We start from the raw sequence: 24849 nt of genomic DNA, 5'->3' as shown, positions 1-24849 counted from the left end.
TGCTGCGCCTGGACGTGCCCCCGACGCTGGCCCGCACGCTGCGCTCGACCAACGCCATCGAGAGCATGATCTCCATCTGCCGGAACCACTCGGCCAACGTCAAGCGCTGGCGCGACGGGCAGATGGCGCTGCGCTGGTGCGCCGCCGGCATGGTCGAGGCCGGCAAGCAGTTCCGCCGCGTCAACGGACACCTACACCTACCCAAGCTTCGCGCCGCGCTCGACGCCGAGATCGCTGGAACTGTCGGCTCCACCGTGCAAGATGAGGAGGTCGTCGCAGCCTGACGCACAACGGACCGCCACCGAAGTTCTACGGAACTCGGGACAACCTCGCCCCTGGCTGAGTGCCTCGACGTCCTGCGGCAGCTGCGCCGCGTCGAAGGCGGGGATCGGCCCCTGCCGGTCCCACACGGGCAGCGTGGTGACCCTGGCGGCGCCGTCGTAGTAGTACTCGAACGGGTAGATGGTGAACGGCGAGCTGAGGACGACCAGGTCCTGCGGTCGCGCGCCCTCCGCCAGTTGCGCCGCCGCCCGGTAGTCCTCCTCGACCGGCGTCGCCGGATTCGCCGCCTGGACGACCGTTCCGATCACCGTGACGGCCAGGAGTCCGACGGCCAGCGTCCGGGCCACCGGCTTGGTGAGTCCGCTGAGGAAACGCACGACCAGGATCAGGACTGCCGGAAGCGCGGCGATCATGTACCGGCTGAGGAAGAACGGCGTCACCACGTGGCTGGCCAGGAAGGCCAGCAGCACCGGCACGAAGGCCGCCGCGATCATGTACGCCAGCGCCCGGTCCAGCTTTCCGCCGCGCCGGACGCCGGCCAGGGCGGCCAGCACCAGGATCGGCCACAGCGAAACCAGGTCGGTGTTGATCGCATCGCTCTGGAACCCGAAGAGGAACTGCGAGTAGACGTTCGAGTAGTCGATCGACGTGGGGGTGGCGAAGGAGGGCCGGGTGCCCGACGCCGACCCGTTGGCGCGGAAGTAGAGGAACCACGGCGTGAAGGCAGCGCCCACGAGGAGGGCCACGCCGGCCATGCGCACCAGCGCCGCACGCGGCAGGCGCCGGGACATCGCGAGCAGGTACAGCCCCTGGGCCAGCAGCACGAAGAAGAAGAAGTAGTGGACGTATGCGCCGACGACCGCTGAGACGGCGTACCCGGTCCAGGCAGAGGTCCGGCCCGTGGTGATGACGGTCAGGAAGAAGTACTGGCTGACCAGTGTCACGAGGACCAGCATCGAGTACATCCGGGCCTCGTTGCCGTACCACTGCATGAAGGGCGAGCAGCTGAAGACGACGATGGTCAGCAGCGCCCACGGCCTGCTGAGGCACTTCCGTGCGACCAGGTAGAGCACCGGCACGGAGGCGATCAGGAAGACGAGCGACAGCAGCCGGGCGGTCTCGATGTCGAAACCGAAGGCCAGGCGCCAGGTGCGGAGAACGACGTGGTAGAGCGGGACGTGCACGTCCTTCGCGACGGTCCCCAGCAGCGCCCCGTAGCTGTGGTCGGTCTGCCACAGGCTCTGCGCTTCGTCGAGCCGGGTGCTGTTGTGCAGGAACGCCAGGCGTGAGCCCAGCACGATGATGCCGAGACACAGCAAGTGGACAGCCACGACCGGGGCACGGCCCGCGCGGCTCCACTGGATGCCGCGGGGCGCCTGCTGGGCTGGGCCTTGGCGCAGCGGGACCGAAGGGGCCTCCGCTGGGCGGACGGCGGACTGCAGGTCGATGGACACGGTGTTCTCCCTCCGGCTCAGTCGTGGACCGGTTGCAGCGCCGGTGCGACCGACGCGGGAAAGGGTTCGGACGCCTCTACCGGGGAGTTCCGCGCGGGCACCGGCTGATCGACGGCCAGCGGGTGCTTCCGGGGGGCCCGGGACGGCGAGGCAGCCACGACGAACGGCACCGCGATCGCGATGTGCACGGCAAGCCACGCGACGTTGGCCAGCAGCGAGGGGCTCAGACCCTCACGGTTGGCCCCTACCGCCAGGGCGAGGACCCCGAGGGCCGCGAAGACCAGCTGCGGCACCACGAGGCGCAGGAAGTTCGGCCGGCCACCGTCGTGTGTTGCCTTGCTCGTCACCGCGAACGACGTCTTGCGGTTGGTGAGCACCGCGGCCAGGGCGGTGAGCTGGAGCCACCACGCACTGAGCGAGAACGCGATGGCCTGGAAGCTGTAGGTGAAGTTGCTCGTCCGTTGCAGGGCGTACAGGTTGATCCACATGTACGGCACGAACACCAGCGCCAGCGTCATGGTCGAGGTCACGACCGGCGTCTGGCCCGTGAGCAGGTAGATGACCGGCAGCAGCGCGTCGAGGATGATGACCGAGCCGGAGAGGTAGTAGCTCGCGGACAGCAGGTACTGCAGTCGCTGACTGCCACTCAGCCCCCGCCGGAGCAGCGGGTTGTACTTGAAGATGACCTCGAGACTGCCGCGCGTCCAGCGGAACTGCTGCTTGTAGTAATTGAGGAAGTCATCGGGCGCCAGTCCCTCGGCAAGCACCTTCGGGATGTAGACGCTCTTCCACCCCTTCTCGTGCATGAACAGGGAGGTGAGGAAGTCCTCGGCGATGTTCTCCTCGCACATCCCCCCACCTCGAGGATGGCGCTGCGCCGCACGGCCATGTTCGTCCCGCACATGAACGCCGAGCCGAGGCGGCTCTTGCCCGCCATGATCGGCCCGAAGAACAGCGTCTGCTGGTCCCAGGCGACGCGAGTGATCTTGTTCTGGTCCATGTTGACGTAGAACTGCGGGGTCTGCACGAAGCCCATGTCGTCGTCGGCGAAGTATCCCATGACCTGGGACAGGAAGTCGGCGTGGGGCACGTGGTCGGCGTCGAAGACGACGAAGAAGTCGCTGCTGGTGCGGGCGAGGGCGTGGTTGATGTTGCCCGCCTTGGCGCCCCCCGGGGTCACCCGCGTCAGGCAGTTGATGTCGAGCTCCTCGGCGAGGAGCTCGATGTCACGCCAGTCGGACTTGCCGGCGACCAGTCCGTCGTTGAGCAGGTGGACGGTGAACCGGCCGGGATAGGACATGGCCAGCGCGGCCTCCGCCGTCCCACGCACGATGTCGACCGGCTCGCCGCAGACGGTGATGAAGACGTCGACCGGTGCACTGAAGCCCGGGTCGAAGGGCCGGCGGGCGTCACGCCCCCAGACCGTCCAGCAGTAGCCGAAGATCTGGACCAGGTGGAACGCCTCCGTGGCGAGCAGCAAGGCGAACAGGAACCGGTTGCCGTGCTCGAAGGCGAAGCTGATGACGAGCGTGTAGACGCAGGCCAGCACCACGTTGGCGACGAGGAAGGCGCGGTTCGGAACGTGCTGCAGGAAGGCGTGGGTGTCGGGGGTGCTCATCGGGTCCTGATCGTCGGTGGTCGTCACTGGGCGCCTACTCATCGGTCACGGTGAGATTCGGCAGCTGGTCGAGGTAGAGGGCCATCCCGAACCACACCCAGTTGGAGTCGTAGTAGCCGAGCGGCCCGGTCAGGTTCCCCGTGTCCGCGTCGTGGAACGGGAGGAGCGCGTCGGTGTAGACCTCGTCGGCGAGCGCGGGCTGGACGACGGCGAAGTAGCCCATCGCGCCGCCGTACATCGCCGGAGACCCGTAGTCGACGGCGGGCGTGCCGTCGCGGTTGTACGCCGCGACCAGACGGTGGTTGGCCGTCCACTGTCTGGCCAGCACGGCCTCCCGATCCAGCAGCTGCCGGCCGCGTTCCTCCCCGTACCAGCGGTAGTCCAGGGCGAGCCGCCACGGGAGGCGCAGGGCGTCGTAGCTGAACCGCGTCGTGAGGGTGTCACTGGCCGAGCTGAACTCCCCGTTGAGGCGGTTCAAGACGACCCAGTCGGGCGGGAGGCCGGCTGACCGGTCGGCGTCCAGCGGCTGCTGGCTCAGCGTCTGGAGGATGGCGTAGGAGTTGTCGACCAGCCCCAGCCAGTCGTGCGCCGGGTCCACCTTGGCGAAGACCCGGTAGGCGTACGGGGCGAAGTACGACGGGTTGAGGACCAGCCGGACGGGGTTGAAGCGCTCCAGATCGTTGGCCACCAGCACCGGGGCACCGTCGACCGAGACGACCTCCTTCTCCCAGATGCTGGTGATCAGGGGGAGGGCGTCGTAGAGGAACACGTCCTGCTTCCAGCGCGAGTAGGCCATCAGCAGGGCGAAGGCGGTGTCGACGTCGGCATCGGTGGCCGTGTTGCCGCCGCCCGCCGCGTTCTGGATGCCGTAGGACCCGTCGGCTCGCCGGCCGAACTTCCAGGCCAACAGGAAGTCGTCACGCTGCAGGTTGTCCTTGGTCCACTGCCAGCTGTCGGTGAACGTCTGCAGGTCGTCCGTCCATACGGACCGGAGCAGCGTGTAACTCTCGCCCTCGGAGGTGGTGATCCCGTCGCTCTGGCGGTCGATCGTGCGGCTCGTGCCCTTTTCCAGGTAGGTCTGCTTGTAGACCCGCCACAGGTCGTCCAGCACGACCCGGCCGGAGACGGCCCGGGGTTCGTCGGCGGTGATGGCCTGCACGGACTTGCCGATGTCATCGGCGTACCGGTTCGTCCCCACGAGGCCCAGCACGACCGCCAGGACGACGAGGACGGCCACGCCCAGCCGACCGCGGCGCCTCTTCGGGGGGCGTGCCCGCCCGCTGGGGACGTCGTCCATCGTGCTCGTGTCCGGCGCGACCCGTTCGTCAAGCCGCATGACGGTCCCCACGCTCGTCGGAGGCGCGCACCAGGTGGACCACGTCCTCGGCCTCGGCGGCCAACTGGTGTCCCAGGACGTCGGCGTGCCGGGCGACGAGCACGCTGACCGCGGGGTCGTCGGAGTCGACGTCGAGGCGGTCGAGGATGGCGTCGACGTCGCCCTCGTCCGCACCGGCGAGGAGCGCCCGCACGGTGGTCCCGTCGGACATCCAGACGTCACCGGCCCGCCGCGACGACTCCCATCCCTCGCGGACAGCGGACTGAGGGACGCTGAGCACGACCATGAGGTCGTTGCCCGTCCGCCGCTCCTCGGAGCCGCGCAGCTGGCGCTGCAGGCGAGCTTCCTCGAACTCGAGGGCCTGGAACACGCCCTCCGCCGTCCGCGCCCAGGTGAACCGGGCGGCCCACGTCCGGGCACGCTCGGCCATCGTCCGGGCGACGGCGGGGTCGGCGAGGGTGGCCAGCGCCCCGGCCACGGATGCGCCGAGCTCCTGGGACGACCCGTCGACCAACCACCCTGTCCGGCCGTGGCGCACCGAGTCCGTCATGCCGCGGACGCGCCGGGCAAGTGCCGGCACCCCGGCGGCGTTGGCCTCGATGAGCGACAGGCCCCAGTCCCCGCCGTCGGAGGCACTGACCGTCAGCCATGCGGAGCCGAGCACCGCGTCGCGCCGGGCGTCGGAGAGGCGGCCGTGGAAGACGACCTGGGCACCGACAGCGCGCGCCCGGTCCTCCAGGTCCCGGCGCGCGGGTCCGTCCCCGACCAGGTGGAGCTCGGCGTCCGGCCGCTGCTGCTGGACCCGGGCCATCGCGTCGATGAGCCACTCGAGCCGCTTGAGCGGTGTGAGGCGCCCCACGACGACGACCCGCGGCGAGACCGAACGCCGGGGACGCGCGCCGAGGCTGTCGGCACCGCACGGCACCACCCTGATGGGGCCGTCGAACCGCAGCCGCCGCCTGACCGCGGCCCGCGCCGACGGGGAGAGGGCGATCACGGTCCGCCGCCGGTACACGTGGCGACTCGCCGGCCCCTCCAGCCACCGCGCCAGCCGCGCGGCCAGCGGGCGTAGGGCCCGACCGAACAGGTCCTGGTGGACGTGGTGCACGAGCAGCACCACGGGGGTGTGGCGCCCGATCACCAGCGGGCTGAAGAACGGGATCCCGTTCTGCGAGTCGACGACCGCGCCGATCGAGGAACGGTGCCTGAGGAGCCACAGCAACGCGAGCGGGTACACGGTCCACTCGCCGCCGAGCCGCCGGATGTCGTACCCATCGGTCCGCTCGCGCGGCTCGGTTCCGGCGGGCCGGCTGGTCACCAGAACGACGGACCGGCCACGCCGGGCAAACTCACGCGCGACCCGCTCGCAGTAGAGCTCCGCCGCGCCGGCTGCCGGGTGACGACGGTCCCGCCAGTTCAGGATGACCAGGCGGGAGCCCCGTGCCGCCGGCATCAGGCCATCCTCGCCAGCGATGCGTGGACCGCACGCACCTCGGAGAAGACCCGCCGGCCGTGGGTCCACACGTGGAAGGAGGAGCCCTCCTGGTCCGTCCAGCGGACCGGCACCTCGACGACCGGCATCCCGAGGCGGGCGGCCACGGCGAGGACCTCGACGTCGAAGGCGAAGCCGTTGGCGGTCACCCGGCTGAAGATCTGCTCAGCCGCCTCGGCGGAGAAGAACTTGAAGCCGCATTGCGTGTCCGCCACCCCGCCGACGAGGGGACGGGTCAACACCCGGAAGGTGCTCGAGCCCAGCCGCCGGACGAGCGGCTGGGGGACGACGTAACCGGCGCCCGGCACACGCCGCGAGCCGATGACGACCGGCCGTCCCTCCTCGAGGTGGGCGACGACGTCGGTGAGGACCCCCGGCGGGGTGGACAGGTCTGCGTCGCAGAAGCCCCGCCACCGGGCGGTGCTGGCCAGGAGGCCCCGGCGCACCGCCGCCCCTTTGCCCTGACGCGAGCAGCCGATGAGGCGCACCGCCGTGTTGCCCGCAGAGCGTCCCGCCGCTTCGTCGACCACCTCTGCCGTGCGGTCGACGGAGCCGTTGTCCACCACGGTGATCCGGACGCTCAGCGGCAGGGTGGCGGTGTGCGCGGTCAAGGCGCGCAACGTCGCCCCGAGTCGCTGTTCCTCGTTGAAGACAGGAACGACGATGTCGAGATCGATCTCTGACGTGTTCACCGGGATGCCACCTTTCAAGGACAGGTCGAGCGGGGTGTTGCTCGGGAACGAGGTCATGCGCGCTGCCCGCCGGCCGGGCCCCCGAGAGCCAGCTGGGGCACGGGACCCGCGAGGGTCGGCGCCAGCACCGGGACGCCGTCGTCCAAAAGCCGCGGGCGCCTGAAGACGACGCGGGAGCTGAGGAAGAAGGAGGCCGCGGCGCTGACCACGGTCCCCACGAGGGCACTCGCCATCGGCGAGGTCCCGAGGAGCCGGTAGGCCGTCGAGAAGACCGCGGCGTTGACCCCGAAGCCGAGGGCGGCGGACCCGTTGAAGACGATCGCCCGACGGGCGACGGAGCGGGCCGTCTCCTCGCCCACGAGGCGCCGGGAGGACCAGGTCCAGTAGTAGCTGATCGCGAAGTTCACCTGCGTGGCGATGACGAAGGCGCCGACGTTCGCGACCTCAGCCACCGACCTCGTCGCCAGCAGTCTGAAGACCGCCAGATGGAGCACGGTCATGGCCAGCCCGACGAGGGCGAACCCCGTACCACTGGCACGGCTCAGCGCACGTAGCATCCCCACCCCTGCCCAACAACGGAAGCAACGGAAGCACCGATTCACTCAGGCGCACGTCGTTGTCAGACGCCTCATGACACCTGGCGAAGCTACCTCGGGCCGCGGGGTGCCACGACGCGTCGTTACAGATTGTGGTCGCGCAAAGGAGTGGCGACTTCACACTCCGCGTCGACGCGCACTTAAAAATAGACATAAATCGGCCGCCCCAGTGACAGTGCGTCATCTCACTTCGCCGCGGCGGAGATCATATCTCCAGCTCAGCGGGGCGCTAGCCAGTCGCGTGCCACCGACTACGCCGATTCACGTGACGAACTCATAACGGTGTTGATGAGGCCCGTAATGAGATGCGATAGGTGGCAGTAGAGCACGCTGCGTGGCCGACCACCCCAGGGCGGTCCGAGCGACGAGTGGGGCTCAGTCCAGCGGGTGGTCGGTCTCCCGCCGGATCGGCACATCCGCCGCCGCCAGCGCGTCCTTCACGTCGCCCACCCGCAGCTGGCCAAAGTGGAAGACGCTGGCCGCCAGCACCGCGTCCGCGCCGGCCGCCACCGCGGGCGCGAAGTGCTCGACCGTGCCCGCTCCCCCACTGGCGATCAGTGGCACCGAGACCTCCCGCCGCACCGCCCGGATCAGCTCCGTGTCGAAGCCGGCCCGCGTCCCGTCGGCGTCCATCGAGTTGAGCAGCACCTCACCCACCCCGAGTTCCGCCGCCTGGACCACCCACTGAACCGCGTCCCGCCCGGTCCCCCGGCGCCCGCCGTGCGTGGTGATCTCGAAGCCCGAGTCGGTCACCGCGCCGTCCTGGCAGCGGCGCGCGTCCAGCGACAGCACCAGCACCTGGTTGCCGTACCGGTGCGCGATCTCCGCGATCAGGTCCGGCCGGCCCACCGCGGCGGTGTTCACCGCGACCTTGTCCGCCCCCGCGCGCAGCAGTCGGTCGACGTCCTCGACGCTGCGCACCCCACCACCCACCGTGAGCGGGATGAACACGCTCTCCGCCGTGCGGCGGACGATGTCGTAGGTGGTCTCCCGGTCCCCGGAGCTGGCCGTGATGTCGAGGAAGGTCAACTCGTCGGCGCCCTCGGCGTCGTAGACGCGGGCCATCTCCACCGGATCCCCGGCGTCGACCAGGTCCACGAAGTTCACGCCCTTGACCACCCGGCCAGCGTCGACGTCCAGACACGGGATGACCCGCACCGCGAGGCTCACTGTGCCTCCTCGCTGGCGCTCGTCGGCGGCGTTCGCCAGGCTGCTGCGCCCATGCGTGAGCTCGCGAGCTCGCTCACGAGCCGGCTCCCCGCACCGCGTCGGCCTCGATCTCCACCAGCATCGCCGGGTCGATCAGCGCTGCCACCTGCACCATGGACGTCGCCGGCCGGACTTCGCCGAAGAACTCGCCGTGCACGCGGCCGACCTCCTCCCAGCGGCTGATGTCGGTCACGAACATGCGCGTGCGCACGACGTCACCGAGGGAGAACCCGGCCTGCTCCAGCGCCCTGCTGATGCCCTCGAGCGCCACCCGCGCCTGCGCGCCCGCGCCCCCCGGGTGCACCACCGCGCCGCCGACCGTCGCGGTCGTCCCGCTCACCCAGGCGCTGTCACCGGCGACGACGACGCGGCTGTAGCCGATGACGTCCTCCCACGGCGCGCCGGAGCCGATCCGCACCGCGCTCATCCGGCCACCTCCACGGTCAGCGCCAGCGCCTCGGGCAGCGTGAACGATCCCGCGTACAGCGCCTTGCCGATGATCGCGCCCTCCACGCCCACCGGCACGAACCCGGCCAGCGCACGGATGTCGGCCAGCGAGCTGACCCCACCGGAGGCGACCACCGGACGGGTCGTCGCCGCGCACACCTCGCTCAGCAGCTCCAGGTTCGGGCCGCGCAGCGTGCCGTCCTTGGTGATGTCGGTGACCACGTACCGCGCGCAGCCCTCGGCGTCGAGCCGGGCCAGCGTCTCGTACAGCTCGCCGCCCTCCTTGGTCCAGCCGCGGGCGGCCAGCCGGGTGCCGCGCACGTCGAGGCCGACGGCGATCCGGTCGCCGTGCTCGGCGATCGCGCGGGCGCACCACTCCGGCGACTCCAGCGCGGCGGTGCCCAGGTTGACCCGTCGGCACCCGGTGGCCAGGGCAGCGGCCAGCGACTCGTCGTCCCGGATGCCGCCGGAGAGCTCCACGTCGACGTCGAGCTCGCCGACCACCCGGGCCAGCAGCTCGCGGTTGGAGCCGCGACCGAAGGCAGCGTCCAGGTCGACCAGGTGCACCCACTCCGCCCCGTCGCGCTGCCAGGTCATCGCGGCCTCGAGCGGGTCGCCGTAGGAGGTCTCGCTGCCGGCCTCCCCCTGGACCAGACGGACGGCGAGGCCGTCGGCGACGTCGACGGCGGGGAGCAGCTGCAGCTTCGGCACGCGCCCAGCGTAGGGACCGCTCACCTGCAGCCCTCGTCCCCGGGCGTCCGACCGGCGTCGACCACCTCGGTCAGGTACCGCCAGCAGTCGGACCGGATGCCGTCGGGGCCGGTGAACCCGTACACCTGCGCCAGTTGCCCGGAGGGGAGCGACTGCGCGGACCACCGGCCGACGTCGGGGTCGGCGGCGAGCGCGGCCACCGCCCGGCCCACGAACCGCGGGCTCTCCGAGATGCAGAAGTGCGGCTGGGTTGCCGTCGCGTCGCGCCAGTTCTCCTCGGTGACCCCGAAGGCGTCCAGCATCATCTCCGAGCGCAGCCAGCCGGGGGTGAGCGCCACCGCCGTCCCGCCGTGCGGGCGCAGCTCGTGCGCCTGGGAGAAGGCCAACCGGGTGACCGCCACCTTCGCAAGGTCGTAAAACGCAGAGACCCGGTAGGTGACCTCGCGGTAGGCCGCTGGCCCGTCGGTCATCTCGACCACCACCCCGCCCGGCGCGACAGCAGCCGCAGCGCATGGTGGCTGGTGACCAGGTGGGTCCCGACGGCGAGCCGGAACAGGCGCAGCCCGGCGGCCAGGTCCTGCTCCCACACGGGGACGTCGCGGGTGAACAGGTGCTCACCTTCCACACGTCGTTCACCAGCACGTCCAGGCGGCGGTGACGACACTTCTGTCGGACCGCTGCGGCAAGGTGACCGGTATGGAGTTCCGGGACGTCGTCCGCCGCCGGCACATGGTCCGCGACTACGACCCCGACCGGCCGGTGCCGGCCGACGTCCGGGAGCGATTGCTCGAGCACGCCATCCGAGCGCCCTCGGCGGGCTTCAGCCAGGGCTGGGCGTTCCTGGCGCTCGAGTCACCCGAGGAGCGCGAGCGCTTCTGGACGGCGACGACCGACGCGAGCGACGCCGCCGACCGGTGGCTCACCCGGATGCGCCGTGCCCCGCTGCTGATCGTCCCGCTGTCGCACAAGGCGGCCTACCTCGAGCGTTACGCCGAGTCCGACAAGGGCTGGACCGACCGCGACGAGACACGCTGGCCGGTGCCCTACTGGGACATCGACACCGGCATGGCGTCGCTGCTGATGCTGCTCACGGCCGTCGACGAGGGCCTTGCAGCCTGCTTCTTCGGCGTCCCGCCCGAGCACCTGACCCGCTTGCGCACCGTTTTCGGCGTGCCCGAGGGGTACACCCCCATCGGCTGCCTCTCCATCGGTTACCAGGGCACCGAGGACGTGCGGTCACCCTCGCTGCGGCGCGGCCGGCGCGGCGTCGAGGAGGTGGTGCACCGCGGGCGCTGGTGACCCCTGGTTGACTCGCGACGTGCCGACCCTTCCGCAGTCCGACGTCCCCCACCCCCGTGCCGTGCTGGTCACCGGCGCCTCCCGGGGCATCGGCCGCGCCATCGCGCTGGCCTTCGCCGCGCAGGGCGACCGGGTCGCGGTGCACTGGAGCACCTCCCGCGAGCGCGCCGAGCAGGTGCGCGACGAGCTGGCCGGCGACGGGCACGTGCTGGTCCAGGCCGACCTCGCCGATGGCGAGGCCGTTGGCGCGATGGTCGACGACGCCGCCCGGCAGCTCGGCCGGCTCGACGTGCTGGTCAACAACGCCGGCGTCTTCACCGCCCACCCGCCACTGGAGACCTCGTGGGCCGACTGGCAGGCGGCATGGTCGACGACGCTGGCGGTCAACCTGGTGGGCGCGGCCAACGCAACCTTCCGGGCGGTACCGCACCTGGTCGCCGCCGGCGGTGGCGCTGTGGTCAACGTCTCCAGCCGCGGTGCCTTCCGAGGCGAGCCGAACAACCCGGCGTACGGGGCATCGAAGGCCGGGATGAACGCCTTCGCCCAGTCGATGGCCCTCGCGCTCGCGCCGCAGAACATCTCGGTCACCTGCGTCGCGCCGGGGTTCGTGCAGACCGAGATGGCCCGCGAGGTGCTCGACGGCCCGGGCGGGGATGCCGTCCGGGCGCAGTCGCCCTACGGCCGGGTGGCCCGGCCCGAAGAGGTCGCCGCCGCGGTCTTGTGGCTGGCCTCGCCGGCCGCCCGGTTCTCGACCGGGACGATCATCGACGTCAACGGGGCCAGCTACCTGCGCAGCTGAGCAGGCACACCGGTCAGGACGCTGTCCGCCTGGTCGCCACCACCGGCAGGTCCGAGGTGTGCGTGCCGGCGACCCCGGCGTCCGAGGGGCACGAACCCGGGCAGGCCGGACCGGCCGTCGCTGCCGTCCAGCGCCCGCACGGTCACCGGCCCGTCCTCCGCCCCCGGTCCTGCAAACCGAGGTCGGCCAGCGTCGTGACCACGTGGTCCCGGACGTCGTCGTTGGGCCGCGCTGCCGGTGACGTGGGTGGGGTCGCGCTGAACCGGCCGGCCGCCGCGTCCGAGGAGGCCGGGGCTGGGGGACGACGATGCTGAGCGCCGCCAGCCCGCCCAGCAAGGGCCGCGAGTCCGCACGACGACCGGCGCGCACTGGACATCCCGGGACGGCCCTCCCGGACGGCGAGCGACCGCGTCACCCTGGAGGCCGCGGCGCCCGGGCGGCCCAGGCGTCTCAGTCCAGCGAGCCGAGCCAATTGGTGAGCAACTGCGCCCCCGCGTCGCCGCTCTTCTCCGGGTGGAACTGGGTCGCCGACAGCGGGCCGTTCTCCACCCCGGCGACGAACCGGTCGCCGTGCTCGGCCCAGGTGACCGACGGCGGCGTGAGCCGTCCGGTCACGCCTGACTCAGCCAGCGGGAAGTGCCGCACGCCATAGGAGTGCACGAAGTAGAAGCGCTGGTCGGCGAGCCCGGCGAACAGCGTGCTGTCCGCCGGCGTCTCAACGGTGTTCCAGCCCATGTGCGGCAGCACGGGTGCCTGCAGTTGTTCGACGACGCCGGGCCACTCGCCGCACCCCTCGGCGTCCTGGCCGTGCTCGACGCCCCGCTCGAAGAGCACCTGCATGCCCACGCAGATGCCGAGCACCGGGCGCCCGCCGGCCAGCCGGCGGCCGATCACCTTCGGCCCGTCGACGGCGCGCAGGCCGTCCATGCACGCCGCAAAGGCGCCCACGCCGGGGACGACGAGGCCGTCGGCCTCCCGCGCGGCATCGGGGTCGGCGGTCACGGTCACGTCAGCGCCGACCCGGGACAGCGCCCGCTCGGCCGAGCGCAGGTTGCCCGAGCCGTAGTCGAAAACGACGACCTTCTTCACAGCAGCCACGCTACCCATCAGCCCGGCCGGCGGTCGCTGTGTTCCCGTCCGGCCACGGCAGCACGGTGAGCTCCGGCCACACGGTCGACCAGCGGGCGGCCTTGGCCTCGTACACCGACCGCGGCGCGAGCCGCGGGTTCGGCCGCACCACCATGTCGAACAGGTCGGCGTAGCCATGCGGTGCGTACACCTCCAGCCGGCCGCTGGCGGTGACCCGCACCCCGTAGCAGCAGCAGACCGCAGCGAAGTGGTCGATGGCGTCCCGGCAGTTCCGGAACTGCGGAGCCGGCCGGCCGAAGTGGTCGGCGTACCAGAGGTGCACCCGCGCCTCGTTGCGGATCTCGACCGGCACCGGCACGTCGGCGAACAGCTCGGCGCCCCGGCGGATGACGGCGTCCTCGGCGTCCCAGGAGGTGTCCGGGTCGAAGTAGAAGAGGTCGGCGTCCCGGATCCCCGCGGCCGGGTCGCGCCCGGTGAGCGCGTTCCACGCCGACTGGAACAGCACGCCGGCGGTCAGCCACCAGTCGCCCACCCCCAGCTCCGGCGCCCGGCCCAGCACGGGGGCGACCGTCGGGTTGGCCAGCACCAGCTCCAGGAACCGGCGCTCGTCGCGGTTCACGCGCCGGCCTCCTCGTTGCCGCCGGCACGGAGGTGATGGGCCACCCACAGGCCCAGCAGAACCTCCTCGTCGCCGACATGGTCAAAGCCCAGGCGCTCGTGAAGGGTGCGCGCCGGAGTGTTGTCGCAGCCGGTGGACACCGTGATGCGACGACTCGACGCCCGGTTCACAACTGCGCGGACCAGCACCGAGCCGACGCCTCGGCGATGCGCGGGGGGCGCCACCACCAGGCGGTCGATGTCCAGTCCGTCGCCCGCATCCCGTACCGCCACGGCCCCGGCGAGCCGATCGTCCATGAAGGCGCCGAGCCACTCCAGCGGTGCTGCGCGCAGCGCCGCCACGTCTTCGTGCAGCGGCGGGATCCGGTCGTTGCCGATCAACGCGGCCTCCACGGCGCGGGCCGACCGCTGCACGGCGAGCAACCGGGCGGCGACGCGTTCGTCGGTCGCCGGGACCAGCTCTGCCAGACGCACCGCACGACCCTGGCACACGCCGCACGCACCACGAGCCATCGGCGCCCTCCCCGGCCGCCTACTCTCTCCTTACGTGAGGGTAGGGTAAGGTCAACTCTGTCCGGCTCCCGCAGCGCAGCGGTTCGACTGCCGGCCCCTCTTCGAACGAACGGTGCCATGACTGCCGCCCTGCCTGCCCGCCTGTCCCGCCCCGCCTGGCTGTCACCGCGGGTCGCCCGTACCGAGGTCCTCGCCGGTCTGGTCGTCGCCCTGGCGCTGATCCCCGAGGCAATCTCGTTCTCGATCATCGCCGGCGTCGACCCTCGCGTCGGTCTCTTCGCCGCCTTCACCATGGCCGTCACCATCTCCTTCACCGGCGGACGCCCGGCGATGATCTCCGCAGCCACCGGGGCGATCGCACTGGTCATCGCACCACTGTCGCGTGAGTACGGCCTGGACTACCTCGTCGCGGCGGTGCTGCTGGGCGGTGTGTTCCAGGTCGGGCTGGGGCTGCTCGGCGTTGCCCGGGTGATGCGCTTCGTGCCGCGCAGCGTGATGGTCGGGTTCGTCAACGCACTGGCGATCCTGATCTTCAGCGCGCAGCTGCCGCAGCTCGTCGACGTCCCGTGGCTGGTCTACCCGCTGGCCGTTGCCGGGCTGGCGATCATCTTCGGGCTGCCCCGGCTGACCACCGCCGTCCCCGCACCGCTGGTGGCGATCATCGTGCTGACCGTGCTCACCGTGACCGCGGGCATCGCTGTCCCCACCGTCGGCGACCAGGGCGCGCTGCCCGACAGCCTCCCCTCGCTCTCCCTGCCCGACGTGCCCTTCTCGCTGGAGACGCTGGGCATCATCGCCCCGTACGCGCTGGGCATCGCCCTGGTGGGGCTGATGGAGTCGCTGATGACGGCCAAGCTGGTCGACGAGCTCACCGACAGCCCCTCCAGCAAGACCCGCGAATCGGTCGGCCAAGGCATCGCGAACCTGGTCACCGGCCTCTTCGGCGGCATGGGCGGGTGCGCCATGATCGGCCAGACGATGATCAACGTGCGCTCCGGCGCCCGTACCCGGCTGTCGACGTTCCTGGCCGGGGTCTTCCTGCTGATCCTCGTCGTCGTGCTCAGCCCGGTGGTGGCGGCCATCCCGATGGCCGCGTTGGTCGCCGTGATGGTGTTCGTATCGATCGCCACGTTCGACTGGCACAGCCTGCGCACGCTCCCCCGGATGCCTCGGAGCGAGACCGCGGTGATGCTCGTGACGGTCGCCGTGGTGCTGGCGACGGAGAACCTGGCGATCGGTGTCGGCGTCGGCGTCCTGGTCGCTTGCGTGCTCTTCGCCCGCCGCGTCGCTCACCTGGTCACCGTCACCCCGACCGAGTCCCCGGACGGCACGCGCGTCTATGTCGTGTCCGGCGCGCTCTTCTTCGCCTCCACCAACGACCTCGTCGGCCAGTTCGACTACGCCAGTGACCCCGACCGCGTCGTCGTCGACCTGTCCGGCGCGCACATCTGGGACGCCTCGTCGGTCGCCGTCCTGGACGCCATCGAGCACAAGTACGCCACCCGCGGGAAGACCGTGGAGATCACCGGTCTCACCGACGTCAGCGGGCACTACCACCAGCGGCTGGCCGGCCGGCTGGGCGGCGGGGAGTGAACGCCGCCGGGCGGATGCGGATCGGGGAGGTCGCCGAGCAGATCGGGCTGAGCCTGCGCACCATCCGGTACTACGAGGAGGTCGGGCTGGTGGTGCCGTCGGCCCGCTCCGAGGGCGGGTTCCGGCTCTACGCCGCCGAGGACGTGGACCGGCTGCGGATGATCATGCAGATGAAGCCGCTGGGCTTCAGCCTCGAGGAGACGCGCGAGCTGCTGGAGCTCCTGGACACCGGCCCGGACGCCGACCCCGTCCGGCTGGCCGCCTTCCGCGAGCAGGCCGCCGAGCGGGTCGCCACGCTGCGCCGGCAGCTGCGCACCGCCGAGGAGTTCGCCGCGCGCCTGGGCTGATTCGACGAGCCCGGCTTCGGCCCCGTCCAGGGCGTCCCTGAGCCTGCGAAGGGACGCAGGACGGGGTCCTTGTTCAGATCAGCCGCAGCACGCCACCACCGATGGCCAGCAGCCCGGCCAGCAGGAGCACCACCGCGAAGCCGACCTGCGCGCCGGTGCGGCCCTTCACGTCGTGATCGGCCCGGAAGATGCTGTACGAGCCGCCGAGCAGGAACAGGCCGAGCGCGATGAGGACGCTGCCGAGGGGCACGGGCCTACAGAGCGCCCTTGGTCGAGGGGACGTCGGTCACCCGCGGGTCCAGCGCGACCGCCGTCCGCAGCGCGCGGGCCAGCGCCTTGAACTGCCCCTCGACGATGTGGTGGGCGTCCCGGCCGGCGTAGAGCACCCGCACGTGCAGGCTGATCCGCGCGTTGAAGGCGAAGGACTCCAGCACGTGCCTGGTCAGGCTGGTCGGGTAGTCCGGGCCGATCATCGGCGTCATGTCGGCGGGCTCGGCGTGCACGAAGTACGGCCGGCCGGACAGGTCGACGGCCGCCTGCACGAGCACCTCGTCCATCGGGATGGTCGCATCGCCGTAGCGGGTGATGCCCCGCTTGTCGCCCAGCGCCTCGGCGAAGGCCTGGCCGAGGGCGATCGCCACGTCCTCGACGGTGTGGTGGGCGTCGATGTGCAGGTCGCCGTCGGCGCGCACGGTCAGGTCGATGCCGCTGTGCTTGGCCAGTGAGGTCAGCATGTGGTCGTAGAACCCGACCCCGGTGGCGACGTCGGCCGCGCCGGTGCCGTCCAGGTCGACCTCGACGACGAGCTTGGTCTCGCTGGTGGCCCGCTCGACGCGCGCAGTGCGGTGCCCTGACATGGCGGTCATGCCCGTCATCCTCCCTCACCGAGGCGGTGGGCCGCCGCCACCTCACCCAGCGCGGTGAGGAAGGCGTCGGTCTCCTCCGGCGTTCCGGCGGTCACCCGCAGCCAGCCGGGCAACCCCACGTCGCGGACCAGCACGTCGCGCTCCAGCAGTGCCTGCCATGCGGCCGCGGCGTCGGCGAACCGGCCGAACAGCACGAAGTTGGCGTCGCTCGGGACGCTCGTCAGCCCCATCGCGGGCAGCGCGGCGACGATCCGGTCGCGCTCGGCCTTCACCGCGTCCACCGTGGCCAGCAGCTCGTCGGTGTGCGCGAGCGCGGTGCGTGCGGCGGCCTGGGTGAGGCTGGACAGGTGGTAGGGCAGCCGGACCAGCTGCAGGGCCTCGACCACCGCTGGGTCCGCGGCCAGGTAGCCCAGCCGCAGCCCGGCCATGCCGAAGGCCTTGCTCATCGTGCGGCTGACCACCAGCCGCGGCCGGCCGGGCAGCAGCGACAGCGCCGACGAGGTGCCGGGCCGGGCGAACTCGGCGTACGCCTCGTCCACGACCAGCACACCGGTGGTCGCCTCGTACAGCGCCCCGATGGTGTCCAGGTCGACCGCGGTGCCGGTCGGGTTGTTCGGGCTGGTCACGAAGATGACGTCCGGGCGCACCTCACGCAGCTGGGCAACGGCTGCGGCGGTGTCGATGGTGAAGTCCGCGCGGCGGTGCCCGTCGACCCAGCCGCTGCCGGTGCCGGAGCTGATGATCGGGTGCATCGAGTAGGACGGCGTGAAGCCCAGCGCCGTCCGGCCCGCCCCGCCGAAGGTCTGCAGCAGCTGTTGGAGCACCTCGTTGGAACCGTTGGCCGCCCACACCTGGGCCGGGCCGACCGGCTCCCCGCTGGTGCGGGTCAGGTAGGTGGCCAGGTCCGCGCGCAGGTCGACGGCGTTGCGGTCGGGGTACCGGTTCAATCCGCGGGAGGCCTCCGCCAGCGCCGTCCCCAGGTCGGCCAGCAGCGACTCCGGCAGCGGGTAGGGGTTCTCGTTGGTGTTCAGCCGGTGGGTCACCTGCAGCTGCGGTGCGCCGTAGGCGGTGCGTCCGCGCAGCTCCGGACGCAGCGGGAGCTCCTCCATGGTGGTCACGCGCCCTCCTCGCTGGCGCTCGTCAGCCGCGCGCCCATCGGTGCCCTGTTCCTTGGCGACCTCGCACGCTCGGTCACGACCGCTGCCGCGCCCGGACGGCGGCCGCGTGCGCGGGCAGGTTCTCGGCGTGGGCGAGGGCGTCGATGTGCCCGGAGACCTCGGCCAGCGCCTGCTCGTCGTACTCCACGATGTGGATGCCGCGCAGGAACGACTGCACGGACAGCCCGCTGGAGTGCCGCGCACAGCCCCCGGTGGGCAGCACGTGGTTCGAGCCGGCGCAGTAGTCGCCCAGCGAGACCGGCGCCCACGGACCGACGAAGACCGCCCCGGCGTTGCGCACCCGCATCGCCACGTCACGGGCATCGCGGGTCTGGATCTCCAGGTGCTCGGCGGCGTAGGCGTCGACCACGGCCAGGCCGGCGTCCACGTCGTCGACCAGGACGACGCCGGACTGCGTGCCGGACAACGCGGTGGTGATCCGGTCCGAGTGCTTGGTGGCCGCCACCTGCCCCGGGACCAGCTCGAGGACGGCGTCGGCGAGCCGCTCGCTGGTGGTCACCAGGACGGCGCCGGCCAGCGGGTCGTGCTCGGCCTGGCTGATCAGGTCGGCGGCGACGTGCACCGGGTCTGCGGTGTCGTCGGCGAGGACGGCCACCTCGGTGGGCCCGGCCTCGGAGTCGATGCCGATCAACCCGCGCAGCAGGCGCTTGGCCGCGGTCGTGTAGACGTTCCCGGGCCCGGTGACCATGTCGACCGGCTCGCAGGCGCCCGCGCCGTAACCGAACATCGCGATCGCCTGGGCGCCGCCGACGGCGTAGACCTCGGTGACCCCGAGCAGCGCGCAGGCGGCCAGCACGCCGGGGTCGGGCAGGCCGCCGTGGTCGCGCTGCGGCGGGCTCGCGACGGCGATCGAGAGGACCCCGGCGAGCTGCGCCGGCACCACGTTCATCACCACCGAGGACAGCAGCGGCGCCAGCCCACCCGGGACGTAGAGCCCGACCCGGCGCACCGGCACCCAGCGCTCGGTCACGGTGCCTCCGCGGGCGACATCGGTGGTGACGTCGGTGCGCCGCTGGTCGGCGTGCACCGTGCGGACCCGCGAGATCGCCTCTTCGAGCGCGGCGCGCACCGCGGGGTCGCAGGCGGCCAGCGCGTCATCCAGGGCCGACTGTGGAACGGCGGCGTCCGGGACGTCGACGCGGTCGAGCCGGGCGGTGATCTCCCGGACCGCCGCCGCGCCGCGGTCGCGGACGTCGTCGCAGATGGGGCGCACGACGGCCAGCACCGAGTCGATGTCGGTGGTGGCCCGGGGCAGCAGGGCGGCGAGCTCGCGCGCTCCGGGCAACGCGGACCCGCGCAGGTCGATGCGGCTGAGCACGGAGGACCTCCGAGAGGGGAAACGGGAACACCTCAGGGTAGTAGGGGCGGGCCCGACGGCTCTGGGTCCGGGTGCGCGGCCCGTAGGCTCCCCGGCGTGGACGACCGGGCACGGCAGGGCAGCACCGAGGTCATCCCGCTGTTCCCGCTGGAAACCCCGCTCTTCCCCGGCGTCGTCCTGCCGCTGAACGTCTTCGAGCCGCGCTACCGGCGGCTGATGGCCGAGCTGACCGCGCTGCCCGCCGACAGCGAGCTGCGCCGCTTCGGCGTGGTGTCGATCCGGCAGGGCTGGGAGGTCGAGCGGGTCGCCCCCGCCGAGGCGCTGTACGACGTGGGCTGCACCGCCGTCGTGGGCGCGGTCGCCGCGCAGGCCGACGGCGGCTACCAGGTGGTCGCCGTAGGGACCGACCGCTTCCGGCTGCTCGACGTGCTCGTGCCCGGTGACGACCCGGCCGACCCGCCCTACCTGCGCGCCGAGGTCGAGTGGCTGCACGAGGAGGAGGCCGCCGAGGAGGCCGCCGGCGACGCCGAGGGCCTGGTCGGCGCTGATGGGATGCCCGACGAGGTGGCGAGCTCAGTGGCCCGCGGCTCGCTCGGGGTCCTGACCGGCAACGTGCGCGACCTGTTCGCCCAGTACGTCGCCGAGGTGACCCGCCGGCAGATCGGCGAGACTGCGGACATCGACGACCCGGACCCTGCCGGCGGCGGCGAACCTGACGTGATGGCCGAGCTGCACCGCGAGGTGACCGACGACGCCCGGGGGTTGTCCTACCTGGTCGCCTCGGCCGCTCTGCTCACCGCCGAGGACCGTCAGGCGCTGCTGGCCGAGTCCGCGACCCGGCGCCGGCTGACCATGGAGTCGCGGTTGCTGCGCCGGGAGCTGACCCTGCTGCGCGCGGTCGGAGCGGTCCCGGTACCGCTGCGCCAGTTCGCCACCCCTATGACCGTGAATTGATGACGGCGAACTGAGCGCTCAGCGCGCGGGCTGCTCCTCCGCGGCAGGTACCGCGGCGGGCTGGCTGACCACGTCGTCGCGCCCGAGGTCGTCCCGGGAGGTCAGCGTGGTGGCCACCAGGTAGGTGAGGACCGCGACGAACGGGCCGACCGCGACCGCCGCGACCGCGCCGAGTCGCAGGCCGGTGGTGACGGTGCCGCCGACCTCGGCCAGCTCGGTGTCGGTGGGGCTCGCGGCGACGAGCTGCCCCAGCTGCCAGGCGACCAGCGCGGCTGCGATCATCCCCGCGGCCAGCGCCGCCAGCACGACCACGCCGCGGTGCCGGCGCAGCAGCCAGACCGCAAGCCCGGCCAGCAGGCCCAGCGTGGCGAGCACCAGCACGTAGACGCCGTCGTCGGCCATGAACAGCTCCGGGGAGGGCGCCACCCCGATCGGTTCCACACCGCCGGCGGTGACCCGGAACGCGGCACGGGGCGCCAGCCACCTCCACACCAGGCCGGCGGGCAGCCCGGCCAGCGCAAGGGCGAGCACGGTGAGCAGGCCGCTGCGCAGGTCCGCGCGGGCACCCTGCAGTCCGCCCCAACGCACCGGCCGGGCAGCCGGAGACTGCCCGGACTCCCCGGCCGCGTGCGCCCCGGCCCCGTACGCCCCGGCCCCGGACGCCCCGGCCCCGGACGCCCCGGTCTGCTGCTCTCCCATCTCGCTCACCAGTGCAGTGTCACCCGTCGGGCTGTGCAGCCGGCGCGCGGCCGCCCGGGGGTCACAGCAGGGCGACGCTGGTCGGCCCCAGCAGCGCCTTGATGTCACCCATCAGCGCGGTGCTCGGACGCACCCGCAGCCCCTGGTCCAGCCGCAGCACGGTCTCCCGGCCGCCGTTGAGCAGCTTGAGCTGCACCTCGGTGGTGCCCGGGTGGCTGCCCAGCACCTCGCGCAGCCGTTCGACCACCGGCGGGGTGCAGCGGGCGGCCGGCATGGACACCAGCACCGGGCCGCGCGGGCCCTCGGTGAGCTCGGGGATCGAGACCTCGGAGGCGAACAGCGACGGGGTGTCGTCGCGCCGGCTGACCCGCCCCTTGACCACGACGATCTGGTCGCGGACCACCTTGTCCGACACCTGGGCCCAGGTCTTGGGGAAGAACAGCACCTCCAGGCCGGCCTCGAGGTCCTCGATCGTGGCGATGGCCCACGGCGCGCCCTGCTTGTTGGTGCGCGGCCCGACGGCGGTGAGGATGCCGGCCACCGTCACGTTGGCGCCGTCCTCGACGCCGCCGGCGATGATCTCGGCCAGCGCTGTGTCGGCGTGCGAGGTGAGCACGTGCTCGACGCCGTGCAGCGGATGGTCGGAGACGTACAGGCCGAGCATGTCGCGCTCGAACACCAGCTTCTCCGACTTCGACCAATCCGCGGTGGGGATCGCGATGTCCAACGAAGAGCCGAACGGGTCGGGGCCGTCGTCGTCCCCCCCGGCGCCGAAGCCGCCGAACAGGTCGAACTGTCCCTCGGCCTCCTTGCGCTTGAGGCCCATCGCCTGGTCGACCGCGTTGGCGTGGATGGCGGCGATGCCCTGCCGGGAGTGGCCGAGGGAGTCGAACGCGCCGGCCTTGGCCAGGGACTCGATGACCTTCTTGTTGCAGGCCACCACGTCGATCTTGCGCAGGAAGTCGGCGAACCCGGTGAAGGCGCCCTTCTGGTCCCGGGCCCGGGCGATGGCATCGACCACGTTGTGGCCGACGTTGCGCACCGAGGCCAGCCCGAAACGGATGTCGGTGCCGACGGCGGTGAAGTCGGCCGAGGACTCGTTGACGTCGGGCGGGAGCACCTTGATGCCCATCCGGCGGCACTCGGCCAGGTAGATCGGCCGCTTGTCCTTGTCGTCGCCCACGCTGGTCAGCAGGGCGGCCATGTACTCGGCCGGGTAGTTCGCCTTGAGGTAGGCCGTCCAGTACGAGATCAGGCCGTACGCCGCCGAGTGCGCCTTGTTGAAGGCGTAGTCGGCGAAGGGCACCAGGATGTCCCACAGTGTTTTGACCGCAGCGGCGGAGAACCCGTTCTCCTTCATGCCGGCCTCGAACCCGACGTACTCGGCGTCCAGGACCGACTTCTTCTTCTTGCCCATGGCCCGGCGCAGCAGGTCGGCCTTGCCGAGGGAGTACCCGGCGACCTTCTGCGCGATGGCCATGACCTGCTCCTGGTAGACGATCAGGCCGTAGGTCTGGCCGAGGATCTCCTCCAGCGCCTCGGCCAGCTCCGGGTGGATCGGGGTGATTTCCTGCTGGCCGTTCTTGCGCAACGCGTAGTTGGTGTGCGAGTTCGCGCCCATCGGCCCCGGCCGGTACAGCGCGCCGACGGCGGAGATGTCCTCGAAGTTGTCCGGCCGCATCAGCCGCAGCAGCGACCGCATCGGGCCGCCGTCGAACTGGAAGACCCCGAGAGTCTCCCCGCGGGCCAGCAGGTCGTACGTGGCCGGGTCGGTGAGGTCCTTGCTGAGCTCGTCGAGGTCGATCGCCGCCTTGCCGTTGATCACGATGTTGCGCAGCGCGTCGTCGATCACGGTGAGGTTGCGCAGGCCCAGGAAGTCCATCTTCAGCAGGCCGAGCGTCTCGCAGGTCGGGTAGTCGAACTGCGTGATCACCGCGCCGTCGGCCTCGCGGCGCATGATCGGCACGCTGTCGATCAGCGGGAAGCGGCCGATGATCACCCCGGCCGCGTGCACGCCCCACTGCCGCTTCAGCCCCTCGAGCTTGCGGGCCTGGTCGATGACCTCGGCGGCGCCGGGGTCGGACTCGTAGCGGGCCCGGAACTCGGTGGCCTCCTTGTACCGCTCGTGCTTGGGGTCGAAGATCCCAGACAGCGGGATGTCCTTGCCCATCACACCCGGCGGCATCAGCTTGGTCAGCTCGTCGCCCACCGAGTACGGCCGGTCCAGGACACGTGCGGCGTCCTTGATCGCGGCCTTGGCCTTGATCGTGCCGTAGGTGACGATCTGGCTGACCCGCTCCTCGCCGTACTTGTCCGAGACGTAGCGGATCACCTCACCGCGGCGCCGGTCGTCGAAGTCGATGTCAACGTCGGGCATGGAGACGCGCTCGGGGTTGAGGAAACGCTCGAAGATCAGCCCGTGCGCCAGCGGGTCGAGGTCGGTGATGCCTATCGCGTAGGCGGCCAGCGAGCCCGCCGCCGAGCCACGGCCGGGGCCGACCCGGATGCCCTGGTCCTTGGCCCAGTTGATGAAGTCGGCGACCACGAGGAAGTACCCCGGGAAGTCCATCTGGACGATGATCCCGACCTCGTAGTCGGCCTGCTTGCGCACGTGGTCGGGGATGCCGCCAGGCCACCGCCGGTGCAGCCCGCGCTCGACCTCCTTGATGAACCAGGAGGTCTCGTCCTCCCCCTCCGGCAGCGGGAAGCGGGGCATCAGGTCCGCGCCCTCGGTGAAGGCGATCTCGCACTGCTCGGCGATCAGCAGTGTGTTGTCGCAGGCCTCGGGGTGCTCGGCGAACAGCGCGCGCATCTCGGCGGCGGACTTCAGGTAGTAGCCGTCACCGTTGAACTTGAAGCGGTTGGTCTCGTTGAGCCGGGAGCCGGTCTGGATGCACAGCAGGGCGTCGTGGGCCTCGGCGTCCTCGCGGTGGGTGTAGTGCAGGTCGTTGGTGCCCAGCAGCGGGATGCCGAGGTCGCGCGCGATCTCCAGCAGCGCGGGCTTGGTCTTCTTCTCGATGGACAGCCCGTGGTCCATGATCTCGGCGTAGAAGTTCTCCCGGCCGAAGATGTCCTGGAAGTCCGCGGCGGCCTGGCGGGCCCGCTCGACCTTGCCGGCGCGCAGCCACATGTTCACCTCGCCGGACGGGCACCCGGTGGTGGCGATCAGGCCCTTGCCGTACTTCTCCAGCAGATCACGGTCGAAGCGCGGCTTGCGGTACTGCCCCTCCAGGCTGGCCAGCGAAGAGAGCCGGAACAGGTTGTGCATGCCCTCGGTGGTCCTGGCCAGCAGGGTCATGTGCGTGTAGGCGGCCTTGCCGCGGTTGGACCCGCCGTCGCCCTCCTCGTCGATCAGCTTGTCGCCGAACTCGAACGGGGCGCGGTCGAACCGGGAGCCGGGCGTGTAGTAGCCCTCCATGCCGATGATCGGCTTGATGCCGGCGGCCTTGGCATTCTTGTAGAAGTCGTAGGCGCCGAACACGTTGCCGTGGTCGGTCATCGCCAGCGCCGGCATCCCCTGGTCCGCCGCGGCCTTCGTCACCTCACCGAGCTTGGCCGCCCCGTCGAGCATCGAGTACTCGGTGTGCACGTGCAGGTGCACGAAGTTCTCCGACGATGACCCTGACGACGGGGTGCTGCTGCTCACGGTGCGGTGTGCTCCTCACGGGTCGTGCTGTCGCCCACCCTCCCGACCGGGGTGGGACGAGTCGCTCCTGCGGACCGGCGGGGAAGGCCGTTC

Annotated in this window: 25 protein-coding genes and 2 pseudogenes; 6 read left to right on the top strand and 21 right to left on the bottom strand. The window is 71.6% G+C overall.

What is annotated here, in order from left to right; genetic code table 11:
* Nucleotides 1–284, top strand: a pseudogene (locus BLW04_RS09305) (IS256 family transposase); the annotation flags it as partial.
* Here the strand turns inward: BLW04_RS09305 and BLW04_RS09300 are convergent.
* From BLW04_RS09300 to BLW04_RS27495, 12 genes and pseudogenes are all read right to left on the bottom strand, one after another.
* The gene (locus tag BLW04_RS09300; protein WP_175483972.1) at nt 198–1736 is read right to left on the bottom strand and encodes a glycosyltransferase family 39 protein; all 1539 of its coding nucleotides are present in this window, start codon (nt 1734–1736) and stop codon (nt 198–200) included. The pseudogene BLW04_RS09305 and the gene BLW04_RS09300 sit on opposite strands and share 87 nt — an antisense overlap.
* 17 nt (nt 1737–1753) lie before the next feature.
* Nucleotides 1754–2542 carry a hypothetical protein gene (locus tag BLW04_RS28275; RefSeq protein ID WP_254781208.1) on the bottom strand — a complete coding sequence of 263 codons (789 nt, stop codon included), beginning with the start codon at nt 2540–2542 and terminating at the stop codon, nt 1754–1756.
* 50 nt (nt 2543–2592) lie between these two features.
* Nucleotides 2593–3354, bottom strand: a pseudogene (locus BLW04_RS09295) (glycosyltransferase); the annotation flags it as partial.
* Between the two features lie 34 nt (nt 3355–3388).
* Nucleotides 3389–4690: a glycosyl hydrolase family 8 gene (locus tag BLW04_RS09290; protein WP_139306788.1), complete on the bottom strand. Its 1302-nt coding sequence runs from the start codon at nt 4688–4690 to the stop codon at nt 3389–3391.
* Nucleotides 4680–6143: a glycosyltransferase family 4 protein gene (locus tag BLW04_RS09285; protein ID WP_091539059.1), complete on the bottom strand. Its 1464-nt coding sequence runs from the start codon at nt 6141–6143 to the stop codon at nt 4680–4682. The genes BLW04_RS09290 and BLW04_RS09285 overlap by 11 nt, the downstream gene beginning before the upstream one ends.
* Nucleotides 6143–6931 (bottom strand): dolichyl-phosphate beta-glucosyltransferase, encoded by a 789-nt coding sequence (locus BLW04_RS09280; RefSeq protein ID WP_091539054.1) that lies wholly within the window; start codon nt 6929–6931, stop codon nt 6143–6145. The genes BLW04_RS09285 and BLW04_RS09280 overlap by 1 nt, the downstream gene beginning before the upstream one ends.
* The gene (locus tag BLW04_RS09275; protein ID WP_139306787.1) at nt 6928–7431 is read right to left on the bottom strand and encodes a GtrA family protein; all 504 of its coding nucleotides are present in this window, start codon (nt 7429–7431) and stop codon (nt 6928–6930) included. The genes BLW04_RS09280 and BLW04_RS09275 overlap by 4 nt, the downstream gene beginning before the upstream one ends.
* A 414-nt stretch (nt 7432–7845) precedes the next feature.
* A complete protein-coding gene (gene hisF / locus BLW04_RS09270; protein WP_091539047.1) occupies nt 7846–8640 on the bottom strand; it encodes an imidazole glycerol phosphate synthase subunit HisF in 795 nt (264 codons plus the stop codon).
* A gap of 73 nt (nt 8641–8713) precedes the next feature.
* Nucleotides 8714–9106, bottom strand: coding sequence for a RidA family protein (locus BLW04_RS09265; RefSeq protein WP_091539044.1), 393 nt, complete (start codon nt 9104–9106; stop codon nt 8714–8716).
* Nucleotides 9103–9837 carry a bifunctional 1-(5-phosphoribosyl)-5-((5-phosphoribosylamino)methylideneamino)imidazole-4-carboxamide isomerase/phosphoribosylanthranilate isomerase PriA gene (priA, locus tag BLW04_RS09260; protein WP_091539038.1) on the bottom strand — a complete coding sequence of 245 codons (735 nt, stop codon included), beginning with the start codon at nt 9835–9837 and terminating at the stop codon, nt 9103–9105. The genes BLW04_RS09265 and priA overlap by 4 nt, the downstream gene beginning before the upstream one ends.
* Before the next feature lie 20 nt (nt 9838–9857).
* Nucleotides 9858–10307 (bottom strand): hypothetical protein, encoded by a 450-nt coding sequence (locus BLW04_RS09255; protein ID WP_217630950.1) that lies wholly within the window; start codon nt 10305–10307, stop codon nt 9858–9860.
* On the bottom strand, nt 10304–10462 hold the full coding sequence (locus BLW04_RS27495; RefSeq protein WP_217630949.1) for a hypothetical protein: 159 nt from the start codon (nt 10460–10462) through the stop codon (nt 10304–10306). The genes BLW04_RS09255 and BLW04_RS27495 overlap by 4 nt, the downstream gene beginning before the upstream one ends.
* Before the next feature lie 71 nt (nt 10463–10533).
* On the opposite strand from BLW04_RS27495, the gene BLW04_RS09250 reads away from it, so the two are divergent.
* On the top strand, nt 10534–11136 hold the full coding sequence (locus BLW04_RS09250) for a nitroreductase family protein (protein WP_091539034.1): 603 nt from the start codon (nt 10534–10536) through the stop codon (nt 11134–11136).
* 19 nt (nt 11137–11155) lie between these two features.
* Nucleotides 11156–11935, top strand: coding sequence for an SDR family NAD(P)-dependent oxidoreductase (locus tag BLW04_RS09245; RefSeq protein WP_091539030.1), 780 nt, complete (start codon nt 11156–11158; stop codon nt 11933–11935).
* 450 nt (nt 11936–12385) lie between these two features.
* Here the strand turns inward: BLW04_RS09245 and hisH are convergent, their stop codons facing one another.
* Genes hisH through BLW04_RS09230 form a run of 3 tightly spaced genes read right to left on the bottom strand, consistent with a single transcriptional unit; the run spans nt 12386 to nt 14155 of the window.
* On the bottom strand, nt 12386–13024 hold the full coding sequence (hisH, locus tag BLW04_RS09240) for an imidazole glycerol phosphate synthase subunit HisH (protein ID WP_091539026.1): 639 nt from the start codon (nt 13022–13024) through the stop codon (nt 12386–12388).
* A gap of 10 nt (nt 13025–13034) precedes the next feature.
* Nucleotides 13035–13643, bottom strand: coding sequence for a nucleotidyltransferase family protein (locus BLW04_RS09235; RefSeq protein WP_091539022.1), 609 nt, complete (start codon nt 13641–13643; stop codon nt 13035–13037).
* Complete coding sequence (locus BLW04_RS09230) at nt 13640–14155, bottom strand: GNAT family N-acetyltransferase (RefSeq protein ID WP_091539017.1); 516 nt, start codon at nt 14153–14155, stop codon at nt 13640–13642. The genes BLW04_RS09235 and BLW04_RS09230 overlap by 4 nt, the downstream gene beginning before the upstream one ends.
* 117 nt (nt 14156–14272) lie before the next feature.
* On the opposite strand from BLW04_RS09230, the gene BLW04_RS09225 reads away from it, so the two are divergent.
* A complete protein-coding gene (locus BLW04_RS09225) occupies nt 14273–15748 on the top strand; it encodes a SulP family inorganic anion transporter (RefSeq protein WP_091539013.1) in 1476 nt (491 codons plus the stop codon).
* On the top strand, nt 15745–16095 hold the full coding sequence (locus BLW04_RS09220) for a MerR family transcriptional regulator (RefSeq protein WP_217630948.1): 351 nt from the start codon (nt 15745–15747) through the stop codon (nt 16093–16095). Before BLW04_RS09225 ends, BLW04_RS09220 begins: the two co-directional genes overlap by 4 nt.
* Nucleotides 16096–16168: 73 nt before the next feature.
* Here BLW04_RS09220 and BLW04_RS26610 read toward each other — a convergent pair whose 3' ends face one another.
* From BLW04_RS26610 to hisD, 4 genes are all read right to left on the bottom strand, one after another.
* Nucleotides 16169–16345 carry a hypothetical protein gene (locus BLW04_RS26610; RefSeq protein WP_175483969.1) on the bottom strand — a complete coding sequence of 59 codons (177 nt, stop codon included), beginning with the start codon at nt 16343–16345 and terminating at the stop codon, nt 16169–16171.
* Nucleotides 16346–16349: 4 nt separating this feature from the next.
* Entirely contained in the window at nt 16350–16961 is a 612-nt protein-coding gene (hisB, locus tag BLW04_RS09215) for an imidazoleglycerol-phosphate dehydratase HisB (RefSeq protein ID WP_217630947.1), read from the bottom strand.
* Between the two features lie 5 nt (nt 16962–16966).
* The gene (locus tag BLW04_RS09210; RefSeq protein ID WP_254781211.1) at nt 16967–18070 is read right to left on the bottom strand and encodes a histidinol-phosphate transaminase; all 1104 of its coding nucleotides are present in this window, start codon (nt 18068–18070) and stop codon (nt 16967–16969) included.
* 82 nt (nt 18071–18152) lie between these two features.
* Entirely contained in the window at nt 18153–19457 is a 1305-nt protein-coding gene (hisD, locus tag BLW04_RS09205) for a histidinol dehydrogenase (protein ID WP_091539006.1), read from the bottom strand.
* Nucleotides 19458–19553: 96 nt separating this feature from the next.
* Between hisD and BLW04_RS09200 the strand changes: the two genes are divergently transcribed.
* Complete coding sequence (locus BLW04_RS09200; protein ID WP_091539004.1) at nt 19554–20411, top strand: LON peptidase substrate-binding domain-containing protein; 858 nt, start codon at nt 19554–19556, stop codon at nt 20409–20411.
* Nucleotides 20412–20429: 18 nt separating this feature from the next.
* On the opposite strand, the gene BLW04_RS09195 is transcribed toward BLW04_RS09200, so the two are convergent.
* Together BLW04_RS09195 and dnaE are read right to left on the bottom strand one after the other, a co-directional pair.
* Nucleotides 20430–21110 (bottom strand): DUF2567 domain-containing protein, encoded by a 681-nt coding sequence (locus BLW04_RS09195; protein WP_305777655.1) that lies wholly within the window; start codon nt 21108–21110, stop codon nt 20430–20432.
* 61 nt (nt 21111–21171) lie between these two features.
* Nucleotides 21172–24756, bottom strand: a complete 3585-nt coding sequence (gene dnaE, locus BLW04_RS09190) for a DNA polymerase III subunit alpha (protein WP_254781207.1) — start codon at nt 24754–24756, stop codon at nt 21172–21174.
* Nucleotides 24757–24849: the final 93 nt, after the last annotated feature.

This window comes from Modestobacter sp. DSM 44400 (assembly GCF_900107175.1).
Classification (GTDB): domain Bacteria; phylum Actinomycetota; class Actinomycetes; order Mycobacteriales; family Geodermatophilaceae; genus Modestobacter.
This window is presented reverse-complemented; position numbering and strand designations above follow the sequence as displayed.